Origin of the sequence: Streptomyces sp. NPDC057743, from assembly GCF_042798755.1 — a bacterium.
In the GTDB taxonomy this organism is placed as follows: domain Bacteria; phylum Actinomycetota; class Actinomycetes; order Streptomycetales; family Streptomycetaceae; genus Streptomyces.
Genome location: NZ_JBHVJX010000004.1, coordinates 1 through 12,019, shown reverse-complemented (window position 1 = coordinate 12,019; position 12,019 = coordinate 1). Strand labels below are relative to the sequence as shown.

At 70.5% G+C, this 12,019-nt stretch carries 10 protein-coding genes; 9 read left to right on the top strand and 1 reads right to left on the bottom strand.

The features are described 5' to 3' along the window. Positions 1-13 precede the first annotated feature (13 nt). From ACFVFQ_RS05335 to ACFVFQ_RS05305, 7 genes are all read left to right on the top strand, one after another. Positions 14-802 (top strand): enhanced serine sensitivity protein SseB C-terminal domain-containing protein, encoded by a 789-nt coding sequence (locus tag ACFVFQ_RS05335; RefSeq protein ID WP_383409009.1) that lies wholly within the window; start codon positions 14-16, stop codon positions 800-802. Positions 803-1,232: 430 nt separating this feature from the next. Beyond that, positions 1,233-2,231: an ABC transporter permease gene (locus ACFVFQ_RS05330; RefSeq protein WP_383409006.1), complete on the top strand. Its 999-nt coding sequence runs from the start codon at positions 1,233-1,235 to the stop codon at positions 2,229-2,231. A gap of 92 nt (positions 2,232-2,323) precedes the next feature. Next, on the top strand, positions 2,324-4,072 hold the full coding sequence (locus tag ACFVFQ_RS05325; protein WP_383409003.1) for an ABC transporter substrate-binding protein: 1,749 nt from the start codon (positions 2,324-2,326) through the stop codon (positions 4,070-4,072). Between the two features lie 78 nt (positions 4,073-4,150). Beyond that, a complete protein-coding gene (locus ACFVFQ_RS05320) occupies positions 4,151-5,161 on the top strand; it encodes an ABC transporter permease (protein ID WP_383409000.1) in 1,011 nt (336 codons plus the stop codon). Continuing rightward, positions 5,158-6,258, top strand: a complete 1,101-nt coding sequence (locus tag ACFVFQ_RS05315; protein WP_383408995.1) for an ABC transporter ATP-binding protein — start codon at positions 5,158-5,160, stop codon at positions 6,256-6,258. The genes ACFVFQ_RS05320 and ACFVFQ_RS05315 overlap by 4 nt, the downstream gene beginning before the upstream one ends. Positions 6,259-6,302: 44 nt before the next feature. Further along, positions 6,303-7,391, top strand: a complete 1,089-nt coding sequence (locus tag ACFVFQ_RS05310) for an ABC transporter ATP-binding protein (protein ID WP_383409849.1) — start codon at positions 6,303-6,305, stop codon at positions 7,389-7,391. A 100-nt stretch (positions 7,392-7,491) separates the two neighbouring features. Then, positions 7,492-8,922, top strand: coding sequence for a M1 family metallopeptidase (locus tag ACFVFQ_RS05305; protein WP_383408992.1), 1,431 nt, complete (start codon positions 7,492-7,494; stop codon positions 8,920-8,922). 4 nt (positions 8,923-8,926) lie between these two features. Here ACFVFQ_RS05305 and ACFVFQ_RS05300 read toward each other — a convergent pair whose 3' ends face one another. Further along, a complete protein-coding gene (locus tag ACFVFQ_RS05300) occupies positions 8,927-9,562 on the bottom strand; it encodes a trimeric intracellular cation channel family protein (RefSeq protein WP_383408989.1) in 636 nt (211 codons plus the stop codon). Between the two features lie 117 nt (positions 9,563-9,679). On the opposite strand from ACFVFQ_RS05300, the gene ACFVFQ_RS05295 reads away from it, so the two are divergent. Beyond that, complete coding sequence (locus tag ACFVFQ_RS05295) at positions 9,680-10,528, top strand: thioesterase family protein (protein ID WP_383408986.1); 849 nt, start codon at positions 9,680-9,682, stop codon at positions 10,526-10,528. 115 nt (positions 10,529-10,643) lie between these two features. Then, a complete protein-coding gene (locus tag ACFVFQ_RS05290) occupies positions 10,644-11,813 on the top strand; it encodes a cysteine desulfurase family protein (protein ID WP_383408982.1) in 1,170 nt (389 codons plus the stop codon). The last annotated feature ends 206 nt before the right edge of the window (positions 11,814-12,019 follow it).

Genomic DNA, 12,019 nt, shown 5'->3' with positions numbered 1-12,019 from the left:
AGGGACGGACCACGTGAGCGCGGGTGCGCAACAGGGAGCGGCGGCGGCCGACCAGGTCGAGCAGATGCTGCGACAGGTCTCGCCCGGGCGCTACGACGCCTACGAGGCGATGCTGGGCGCCCTCGCGCACGGGCAGGTCTGGATGCTCCTGTGGCACGGCCGGGCCGGCCAACCCGACGCCCAGTACGGGAACATGGAGGTCGACGGGCTGGGCTACGCCCCCTGTGTCACCTCCGCCGCCGAGCTCGCCGCCTCCGGCTGGACCCGCGACCACGAGGTCGTCACCGGACCCGAGATCGCCGCCTCCCTCTTCCCCGACCGCTGGGGCCTGTGGCTCAACCCGCACGCCCCCGGCGGCGGCGTCGGCGTCCCCTGGCTCGACCTGCGTCGGATCGCCGGCGGCCTGGACCGGCTGCCCGCCGGTCCGCTGCGGATCAGCGAACCGGTCATCGACATCCCGCAGTTCTACGCCCTGCTCGCGCAGCATGCCCACCGCACGCCCCCCGTGCGGTCGTTGCGCCGGGCCTGGGTGCAACCCGCCCTGGGCGCCCCGTACTTGGCGATCGGCCTGGACCTGTACGACACCGGGCAGCCGTCGGTGGACGCCGCCCGGATGCTGATCCAGCAGTCGATGGGCGCGGTGCCGGACGGCCTGCCGGTGTCCACCGTCGCCATGAACGACGAGTACGACCCGGTCGGCATGTGGATGCGGGCCTGCGCCCGCCCGTTCTTCGACCGCGACGGCTACGCCCAGCCGGCCCCCGGACCCACCTACGGCTACGGCTACCCCCGCGCCTACTGAGCCCGACCGGCGCCCGACCAGTGCCCGACCGGCGCCCGCGGCCGGCCCGCGCCTGACTGTCTATTCGGCCTGAATTGGCTTTATTTAAGCGGTGGTTGACGCCTCTTTCGGCCATCCGGTGCACCGCTTAAACCACGCCGTTGTTCGCATAACGGAAGGCCGCGGGTCACATCACAGTTGCGCATCCTTTCCCGGCCAGGGCTGGTGAGTGATCGCAACTCGGATGAAGACTCCCGCTCCAAGGACCTCGGTCCTGTGTACGAGCGCCATCCCCACCGGCGTCCCTGCGCCTGTCGACGATCCGTCAGCGACGCCAACTTGCCTGCATACAGGGCGAGGTGGCGGCAGGTGAGCACCAGTGGGGTCACCACCAGGCCGCTACCGCGGCGGGCACAGGCCGCCACCGTCGGCCGGGAGGGGTTCAAGCACCGTGACCGCACCGATCGAGACCACCGGCGCGGCTGCGCAGGCGCAGCCGGAAGCGGTGCTGGAAGGCGTCGAGAGCAAGCGCATCGAGGGGCGCTCGCTCGGCCAGATCGCCTGGCTGCGCTTCCGCCGCGACAAGGTCGCCATGGCCGGCGGCATCGTCGTCATCCTGCTCATCCTGGTCGCCGCCCTCTCCCGCCCGCTCCAGCACCTGTTCGGTCTGGACCCCAACCAGCCCCACCAGGACCTGATCGACCCCAACACCACGCTGCCCAAGGGCGACTTCGGCGGGATGGGCCCTGCCCATCTGCTGGGCGTGGACCCCAAGTTCGGCCGGGACCTGCTCGCCCGCATCCTGGAGGGCTCCTGGGTGTCGCTGCTGGTGGCGTTCGGCGCGACGCTGCTGTCGGTGGCCATCGGCACCGTCCTCGGTGTGGTCGCCGGCTTCTACCGCGGCCGGGTGGACGCCTTCATCAGCCGCCTGATGGACGTCTTCCTCGCCTTCCCCCTGCTGCTGTTCGCCATCGCGATCTCCGCGTCGCTCCAGGGCGGTGCGTTCGGGCTCTCCGGGCTGCCGCTGCACATCTCGGTGCTGATCTTCGTGATCGGTTTCTTCAACTGGCCCTACATGGGGCGGATCGTGCGGGCCCAGACCCTGTCGCTGCGGGAGCGGGAGTTCGTTTCCGCCGCCCGCGGGCTGGGCGCCCGCGGCCCGTTCATCCTCTTCCGGGAGCTGCTGCCCAACCTCGTGGGGCCGGTCATCGTCTACTCGACGCTGCTGATCCCCTCCAACATCCTCTTCGAGGCGGCGCTGAGCTTCCTGGGCGTGGGCATCCAGCCGCCCCAGTCGTCGTGGGGCGGCACCCTCACCCAGGCGGTCAAGTACTACGAGGTCGACCCCCAGTACATGATCGTTCCCGGCCTCGCGATCTTCGTCACCGTGCTCGCGTTCAACCTGCTCGGTGACGGTTTGCGGGACGCGCTGGACCCGCGCAGCCGCTGACCGGCGCCGGGCCTCAAACCCCCCACCTCTGCACCGTTTTCGAAGCCGTTTCGATCCGACGTTTCTCGACGAACGAAGGGGACACCGAGCACATGCGAAGGTCACTTCCGGCCGCGACCATCGCGGTCGTCACCAGCGCGGGCCTCCTGCTGGCCGGCTGTAGCGGAAAGGGCTCCTCGGACAGTTCCGCCGGGGCCAACGCCGCCACCAAGGGAGTCGTCAACGCCTCGGACGCGAAGGGGGGCACCGTCACCTACGCGATGAGTGACGCCCCCGAGTCCTTCGACCCGGGCAACACCTACTACGCCTTCGTCTACAACTTCAGCCGGCTGTACGCCCGTCCGCTGACCACCTTCAAGCCGGGCCCCGGCACCAAGGGCGAGCAACTGGTCCCGGACCTCGCCGAGTCGATGGGCAAGTCCAGCGAAGGCGGCAAGACCTGGACGTACAAGCTCCGCACGGGCGTCAAGTACGAGGACGGCACCCCCGTCACCTCGCAGGACGTCAAGTACGCGGTGGAGCGCAGCAACTTCGCCCGGGACATCCTCTCGCTGGGCCCGAACTACTTCCAGCAGTTCCTGGTGGACAACGACGGCGGCTACAAGGGCCCCTACAAGGACAAGGGCAAGGAAGGGCTCAAGTCCATCGAGACGCCCGACGCGCAGACCATCGTCTTCCACCTGAAGAAGCCGTTCGCCGAGTTCGACTACCTGGTCAGCGCCCCGCAGACCGCGCCCGTCCCGCAGGCCAAGGACAAGGGCGCGGACTACACCAAGTCCGTGGTCTCCAGCGGCTCCTACAAGTTCGCGAGCTACCAGGAGGGCAAGCAGCTCACCCTGGTCCGCAACCCGCAGTGGTCGGCCGCGACCGACCCGCTGCGCAAGCAGCTCCCGGACAAGATCGTGCTCAACCTGAAGGTCGCCCAGTCGACCATCGACAAGGACCTCCAGTCCGGCAACACCCTGGTCGACATGGCCGGCCGCGGCGTCGACGGCCAGACCCAGGCCCAGTTGCTGACCGACCCCAGACAGAAGGCCAACACCGACAACGCGCTCGGCCAGCGCCTGGTCTACACCGCCATCAACACCAAGGTCGCGCCGTTCGACAAGCTGGAGTGCCGCAAGGCCGTCGAGTACGCCATCGACAAGAAGGCCGTGCAGACCGCGCTCGGCGGCCCGATCCGCGGTGACATCGCCTCCACGGTCCTGCCCACCGACATCGCCGGCTACCAGAAGTACGACCTGTACCCGCAGAAGTACACGGGCGACAACCTGGACCTGACCCAGGCCAAGGCGCACTGGAAGCAGTGCGGCGCCGGCAACGTCTCCACCACCATCCTGGCCCGCAACGACCGCCAGGACGAGATCGACGCGGCCACCTCCGTCATCGGCTCGCTGAAGAAGATCGGCATCAACGCCAAGCTCCAGCAGTACCCGACCAGCAAGTACTTCTCGGACTACGCCGGCGTGCCGGCCTTCGACAAGGCCAACAACGTCGGCCTGATGATGATGCAGTGGGGCGCCGACTTCCCGACCGGCTACGGCTACCTCCAGCAGATCCTCAGCGGCAAGGCGATCAGCCAGTCCGGCAACTCCAACCTCTCCCAGTTGGACGACCCGGAGATCAACAACCTGCTCGACACGGCCATCGCCAACACCGACCAGGCCACTCGCGAGAAGGCGTACGCGGACATCGACCGCAAGGCGATGGAGCAGGCGGCGATCGTCCCGCTGACCTACTTCAAGGTCCTGATGTACCGCTCGCCGAAGGCCACCAACTTGGTGTCCACCTCGGCCTTCAGCGGTGAGTACGACTACCTCAACATCGGCGTCAAGAAGTAGCAGCCCTGGAAGGCAGGTGAAGGCATTGGTGTCCGCGGGCCACCCGCTGTCGGCCCGCGGCACCGGCGCCGCATCCCCGTGTTCTCGTACCTCATCCGCAGGTTGATCAGCGCGGTGATCCTGTTGCTGATCGTCAGCGCGGTCACCTTCGGCATCTTCTTCCTGCTGCCGAAACTGGCCGGGCAGACCACCGACCAGCTTGCCCAGCAGTACATCGGAAAGGCCCCCACGCCCGCGGACATCGCCGCGGTCAAGAAGAACCTCGGCCTGGACAAGCCCGTGTACGAGCAGTACTGGGAATTCCTCAAGGGCATCTTCGTCGGCGTCGACTACAAGTTCGGCCCGGAGGCGGCCACGTGCCATGTGCCGTGCTTCGGTTACTCCTTCAAGACCCACATCGAGGTCTGGCCGGAGATCCAGTCCCGGCTCCCGGTGACGCTGTCGCTGGCCGCCGGCGCCGCCGTGCTGTGGGTGGTCTCCGGCGTCGCCACCGGCGTGCTCTCCGCGCTGCGCCCCGGCTCGTTCTTCGACCGGGCGGCGATGGGCGTGGCGCTGGCCGGCGTCTCGCTCCCGATGTTCTTCACCGGCGCGCTGGCCCTGGCGCTGTTCACCTACCAGTGGCCGCTCTTCGAACGCAGCGACTACATACCGCTGTTGACGGACCCGGTGGGCTGGGCCCGGACCATGTTCCTGCCCTGGGTCACCCTGGCGTTCCTCTACTCGGCGCTCTACGCCCGGCTCACCCGGGCCGGCATGCTGGAGACCCTGAGCGAGGACTTCATCCGCACCGCCCGCGCCAAGGGCCTGCGGGAGCGCCGGGTGGTGATCCGGCACGGCCTGCGGGCCGCGCTGACCCCGATCGTCACCGTCTTCGGCATGGACCTGGGCCTGCTGCTCGGCGGTGCGCTCATCACCGAACAGGTCTTCTCGCTCAAGGGAGTCGGCGCCTTCGCGGTCGACTCCATCAACGCCAACGACCTGCCGAACATTCTCGGCGTCACCCTGCTCGCCGCGTTCTTCATCGTCCTGTGCAACCTGGTGGTGGACGTTCTGTACGCCGCCATCGACCCGCGGGTGAGGCTCACGTGACCGACTCTTCCGAGGACCAGACCACCGCCCCCGGGCAGCCGGAGGCCGCCCCCGCCACCGGCCGCGCCTTCCTCGAAGTGCGCGACCTCCAGGTGCACTTCCCCACCGACGACGGCCTGGTGAAGTCCGTCGACGGGTTGACCTTCAGCCTTCAGAAGGGCAAGACGCTCGGCATCGTCGGCGAGTCCGGCTCCGGCAAGTCGGTGACCTCGTTGGCCATCATGGGCCTGCACCGGGCCTCCCGGCAGCAGCGCGGCAAGGTGCGGATGTCCGGCGAAATCTGGCTGGACGGCCGGGAGTTGGTCGCCGCCGACCCCGACGAGGTCCGCCGGCTGCGCGGCCGCCAGATGGCGATGATCTTCCAGGACCCGCTCTCCGCGCTGCACCCCTTCTACTCCGTCGGCAGCCAGATCGTGGAGGCGTACCGCGTCCACCACGACGTCGACAAGAAGACCGCGCGCAGGCGGGCCGTGGAGATGCTCGACCGGGTCGGCATCCCGCAGCCGGACAAGCGGGTCGACGACCACCCGCACCAGTTCTCCGGCGGCATGCGCCAGCGCGCCATGATCGCCATGGCGCTGGTCAACAACCCCGAGCTGCTGATCGCCGACGAGCCCACCACCGCCCTGGACGTCACCGTCCAGGCGCAGATCCTGGACCTGATCCGCGATCTGCAGAAGGAGTTCGGCTCGGCGGTCATCATCATCACCCACGACCTCGGCGTGGTCGCCGAGCTCGCCGACGACCTGCTGGTGATGTACGGCGGCCGGTGCGTCGAACGGGGCCCGTCGGACCGGGTGTTCGCCGCCCCGCAGCACCCCTACACCTGGGGCCTGCTCGGCTCCATGCCGCGGATCGACCGCGACCAGTCCGACCGGCTGATCCCGGTCAAGGGCTCCCCGCCCAGCCTGATCAACGTGCCGTCCGGCTGCGCCTTCAACCCCCGCTGCCCGTACGCGGACCTCCCCAAGGACAACCTCACCCGCACGGTGCGCCCCGAACTCCAACAGGTCGACGGCGGGCACTTCTCCGCCTGTCACCTCCCGCAACCGGACCGGGACCGCATCTGGACCGAAGAGATTGCGCCGAAGCTGTGACCGAGACGACCCAGAGCACCGAGGCGACCGAAAGCACCGAGACGATCCAGAGCACCGGGGCGACCGGACCCGCCGGGGCGCAGGCGCAGCGCGCGCCGCTGCTCAAGGTCCGCGGCCTGGTCCGGCACTTCCCGATCGCCAAGGGCATCCTCAAGCGGAAGGTCGGCGCCGTGCAGGCGGTCGACGGGATCGACTTCGACGTCTTCCCCGGGGAGACGCTGGGCGTCGTCGGCGAGTCCGGCTGCGGTAAGTCGACGATGGGCCGGCTGATCACCCGGCTCGACGAACCGACCGGCGGCTCGGTCGAGTTCGAGGGCCGGGACATCGCCCATCTGTCGCCGGGCCGGCTGCGACCGCTGCGCCGCGACATCCAGATGATCTTCCAGGACCCGTACGGCTCGCTGAACCCGCGGCACACCATCGGCGGGATCGTCTCCACCCCCTTCCGGCTCCAGGGCGTCACGCCCGAGGGCGGGGTGAAGAAGGAGGTGCAGCGGCTGCTGGAGCTGGTGGGGCTGAGCCCGGAGCACTACAACCGCTATCCGCACGAGTTCTCCGGCGGGCAGCGGCAACGCATCGGGATCGCCCGGGCGTTGGCCCTCAAACCCAAGCTGGTGGTCGCGGACGAGCCGGTCTCCGCCCTCGACGTCTCCATCCAGGCGCAGGTCGTCAACCTCATGGACGACCTCCAGGAGGAGCTGGGCCTGACCTACGTCATCATCGCCCACGACCTCTCGGTGATCCGGCACGTCTCGGACCGGATCGCGGTGATGTACCTCGGCAAGATCGTCGAACTGGCCGACCGGGACGCGCTGTACGCCTCGCCGCGGCACCCGTACACCAAGGCGCTGCTGTCGGCCGTGCCGGTGCCCGACCCCAAGCGGCGCACCCAGCGCGAGAGGATCCTGCTCAAGGGCGACGTGCCCTCGCCGATCGACCCGCCGTCCGGCTGCCGGTTCCGCACCCGCTGCTGGAAGGCGACGGACGTGTGCGCCACCACCGAGCCGCCGCTGGTGCTCCTGGGCACCGGGCACCAGGTGGCCTGCCACCATCCGGAGGAAGCAGCGGACGTCGACGACAACACCGCGTCCGACGAGGGGAGTTCGCCGGATAAGGAGTCAAGTGGTCAGTAACGCCTGACGACTTGGCAAAGTCATGGGTGGCGGGGGGCGGGAGAGTGCAGAGTCGGCGCGGTTGTTCATGTTGCATCCGCGTGTTTCGAAGGGACGGCTCATGGCACTCTCCCGTTCTGCGCGTCGCACCTCCCGACTGCTGGCCCTGGCCACCGCCGTGGCCGCGGCCGCCTCGCTCGCCGCCGCCCCGGGAGCGGCCGGCGCGGCACCGCACCCGACCCCGGGCGCCCCCGGCATCGGTGACCCGTACTTCCCGAACCTCGGCAACGGGGGCTACACCCCGCTCCATTACGACCTGGGCGTCAGCTACCACCCCGACTCCGGGCGGCTCGACGGTCGCACCACCCTGACCGCCCGGGCCACCCAGGACCTCTCGACGTTCGACCTGGACCTCCAGAAGCTGACCGTCGACCAGGTCCGGGTCGACGGCCGGCCGGCCCGCTTCTCCAGAACCGGCGACGAACTCGTCGTCCGGCCAGGCCGCGCGCTGCCGCGCGGCGGGCGGTTCGCGGTGACCGTCGTCTACCACGGCGTCCCCGAGCCGCTCAGCGGCCCGATCGTCTTCGGCTCCAAGTACGGCTGGATGAAGACCAAGGACGGGGTGTTCGTCGCCTGCGAGCCCAACGCGGCCTCGACGTGGTTCCCGTCCAGCGACCACCCGTCCGAGAAGGCCACCTACGACATCCACATCGACGCCCCCAAGGGGCTGACCGGGGTCTCCAACGGGCGCCTGGTCGGCTCCGGCGAGCGCGGCGGTCGCGCCTGGTACCACTGGCGGGAGAGCCGGCCGATGGCGCCGTACCTGGCGACCGCCACCATCGGGAAGTTCGATGTGCGCACCGGCACCACCCCCGGCGGCACCCCGATCTACGTGGCCACCGACCCGACCCTGCCCACCGGCAAGGTCGATGTCTACGCGGTCACCGCGGAGGCCACCGACTACTGGTCGAAGCTCTTCGGGCGGTACCCGTTCGAGGAGACCGGGGCGATCGTGGACGACATGCCGGAGGCGGGCTTCTCCCTGGAGGTGCAGTCCAAGCCGGCCTACTCCGCGGTGCGCAACGAGACCACCATCGTTCATGAGTTGGCGCACCAGTGGTTCGGCGACTCGGTCTCGGTCAAGCAGTGGAAGGACATCTGGCTCAACGAGGGCTTCGCCAGTTATGCGCAGTGGCTGTGGGCCGAGCACCGCGGTACCACCACCGCCCACGACGCGTTCCGCAAGGCGTACCGGTCGGTGCCGGCGAGCGACCCGTTCTGGAAGATCACGGTCGCCGACCCGAAGCGGGACACCATGTTCTCCGAGGCGGTCTACCAGCGGGGCGCGATGACCCTCCAGGCGCTGCGCGAATGCATCGGCGACCGGGCGTTCTTCCGGCTGCTGCCGACCTGGACGGCCCGGCACCGCTACGGCAACGCGACCACCGCCGACTTCGTCGCGCTGGCCGAGAAGGTCTCCGGGCAGCGGCTCGGCGCCTTCTTCCACACCTGGTTGGACACCCCGAGCCGCCCGGCGCTGCCGGGGGAGTGACCGGCTAGCCGGCGTCCTGTTCCGCGCCCCGGCCGCGCAGTTGCTGCGGCCGGGGCAGGTGCAGTCCGAAGTAGACCGCGCCCATCCGCAGGGCGAAGACCAGCCCCGCCGAGACCATCGCGGCGACCGAGGCCCCGGTCCCGAGTCGGTACATCAGGAGGTAGCAACAGGCGCCGGCCAGCGCCGCGATGGCGTAGACGTCCTCGCGCAGCAGCAGCGGCGGGAACTCCCCGCACAGCACGTCGCGGATCACCTCGCCGGTCACGCCGGTGAGCACCGCGAGGATGATCACCGCGAGCGGGGTGACGCCGGCCGAGATCGCCGCGCGGGCGCCGATGACGGTGACCACGGACAGCCCGATCGCGTCCACCACCAGCAGCGACTTGCGCGGCAGGGACCAGAACCGCAGATACGCCATGGTGCCCACGCCGACGCAGATGATCACCGTCAGCAGTACCCAGTCGTGCGTCCAGTACAGCGGCCGCCGGTCCAGGATCACGTCGCGGAGCGTGCCGCCGGAGATGGAGGCGGCGAACGCGAGGACCAGGCCGCCGAACGGATCCATGTTGGCGCGGTAGGCCGCCAGCACGCCGCTCGCGGCGAAGGCCGCGATCCCGACCAGGTAGAGCACATGAAGCATGCGGTCATGATGGCAGCAGCACAGTGGATCACTCCGCTCGCGGGCCCCGTCCGACTCCCGTCCCGGTCCTTGAAATTGACACTACCGGTCGGTAATCGATCCGTGTAGCGTGCCGCCATGGCAACGGTGACCGTAGGAAACAGCGAGTTCGACCGCGACACCGCGGTCACCCGACGCGCCCCGGGCGTCTACGCGGCCGACCTCTCCGCGGGCTGGACGATCATCAACGCGGTCAACGGCGGCTACCTCCTCGCCCTGCTCGGCCGCGCCCTGGGCGACGCCCTCCCGCACCCCGACCCGCTCACCGTCACCGCCCACTACCTGACGGCGTCGGTGCCAGGACCGGCCACCGTCCGCACCGAGGTGGTCCGCACCGGCCGCACCCTCTCGACCGGCACCGCCACCCTCGTCCAGTACGCCGACGACGGCACCGAGGTCGAACGCATCCGGGTGCTGGCCACCTACGGCGACCTCGCCGCCCTCCCCGACGACGTCCGCACCACCGCCAAGCCCCCGGCCATCCCGCCCTACGAGCACTGCCTGGGCACCGACAGCGCCCCCGACGGGCGGCCGGCCATCCCCGGCAGTACCGCGATCGCCGGCCGGCTGGACCTCCGACTCGACCCGGCCACCGTCGGCTGGGCGGTGGGCGAGCCGTCCGGCAGGGGCGAGATGCGCGGCTGGTTCGGCCTGGCCGACGGCCGCGACCCGGACCCGCTCTCCCTCCTGTTGACCGTCGACGCACTGCCGCCCACCGCCTTCGAGTTGGGCCTGCGCGGCTGGGTCCCCACCGTCGAGCTGACCTGCCACGTCCGGCACCGCCCGGCCCCCGGCCCGCTCCGGGTCGCCATCACCACCCGCAACCTGGCCGGCGGCTTCCTGGAGGAGGACGCCGAGGTCTGGGACTCCGCGGACCGCCTGGTGGCCCAGTCCCGCCAGCTGGCCCGCACGATCCTGGCGAAGTGAGACGGGGCGCGACGGTCCCGACCGGGGCGTGCGCCCTGAGCCAGAGCATGCGCCCCAGGTGATGCGCCCCCGCGCGGGATACGCGCCCCGGGGCGGCTCGTAGAATCGGCGCACCATGGTTTACCTCGACCACGCCGCCACCACTCCGATGCTCCCGGAGGCGGTGCAGGCGATGACCGCCCAGCTCACCGTCACCGGCAACGCGTCCTCCCTGCACGCCGCCGGCCGACGGGCCCGGCGCACCGTCGAGGAGGCGCGGGAATCGCTCGCCGCCTCCTTGGGTGCGCGCCCCAGCGAAGTCGTCTTCACGGCGGGCGGCACCGAGGCCGACAACCTCGCGGTCAAGGGCCTGTACTGGTCCCGCCGGGCGGCCGACCCGGCCCGCACCCGGGTCCTGGCCAGCCCCGTCGAGCACCACGCCGTCCTGGACGCCGTCGAGTGGCTCGGCGAGCACGAGGGCGCCACCGTCGACTGGCTGCCGGTCGACCAGCACGGCCGGGTGTCCGCCGAGGCGCTGCGGGAGGCCATCGCCCGCAACCCCGACGACGTCGCGCTGGCCACCGTCATGTGGGCCAACAACGAGATCGGCACCGTCCAGCCGGTCCGCGAACTGGCCGAGGTGGCGCGGGAGTTCGAGATCCCGCTGCACTCCGACGCGGTGCAGGCGGTCGGCCAGTTGGAGGTCGACTTCGCCGGCTCCGGGCTCGCCGCGATGACCGTCTCCGGCCACAAGATCGGCGGCCCGTACGGGATCGGCGCGCTGCTGCTGCGCCGGGAGCACGCCCCCGTGCCGGTGCTGCACGGCGGCGGCCAGGAGCGGCACGTCCGCTCCGGCACCCTCGACACCCCCGCCATCGCCGCGTTCGCCGCGGCCGGCCGGCACGCGGTGGCACACCAAGAGGAGTTCGCCCGCGAGATCGGCGCGCTCCGCGACGACTTGGTCACGGCGGTCCGGGCGGCCGCGCCCGACGCCATCCTGGGCGGCGACCCGGACCCCGCTGGCCGCCTCCCGGCCAACGCCCACTTCACCTTCCCCGGCTGCGAGGGCGACTCCCTGCTGCTCCTCCTGGACGCCCAGGGCATCGCCTGCTCCACCGGGTCGGCCTGCACCGCAGGCGTCGCCCAACCCAGCCACGTCCTGCTGGCCACCGGGATGTCCCAGGACCTCGCCCGCGGCACCCTGCGCTTCTCCCTGGGCCACACCTCCACCGCCGCAGACGTGGCAGCCCTCGCGGAGGCCATCGGCCCGGCGGTGGAGCGGGCCCGGGGCGCCGGGCTTAGTTAGTCCCCACGTTGTTGGCTTTCCCGCCGTGCGGGTTGCTGTTGTTTGCGCCTGGCGGCGCTGGCCGTGCCGCTGCGCGGGGCGGTGCCGCTGCGCGGGGCGGGCCGACTTGTCTTGTCCGCTGCGCGGGGCTGTTGGGTGCGGTGACGGTCCTGCGGGGTGGGGGTGCCAGACTGCTTCGCTTTACGTCTGGCACCCCCACCCCTCCG

What these genes read in the sequence shown, in the direction of transcription:
- ACFVFQ_RS05325 (WP_383409003.1), top strand. Translation starts at nt 2,324, where the DNA reads ATGCGAAGGTCACTTCCGGCCGCGACCATCGCGGTCGTCACCAGCGCG.
- ACFVFQ_RS05305 (WP_383408992.1), top strand. Translation starts at nt 7,492, where the DNA reads ATGGCACTCTCCCGTTCTGCGCGTCGCACCTCCCGACTGCTGGCCCTG.
- ACFVFQ_RS05290 (WP_383408982.1), top strand. Translation starts at nt 10,644, where the DNA reads ATGGTTTACCTCGACCACGCCGCCACCACTCCGATGCTCCCGGAGGCG.
- ACFVFQ_RS05295 (WP_383408986.1), top strand. Translation starts at nt 9,680, where the DNA reads ATGGCAACGGTGACCGTAGGAAACAGCGAGTTCGACCGCGACACCGCG.
- ACFVFQ_RS05300 (WP_383408989.1), bottom strand. Translation starts at nt 9,562, where the DNA reads ATGCTTCATGTGCTCTACCTGGTCGGGATCGCGGCCTTCGCCGCGAGC.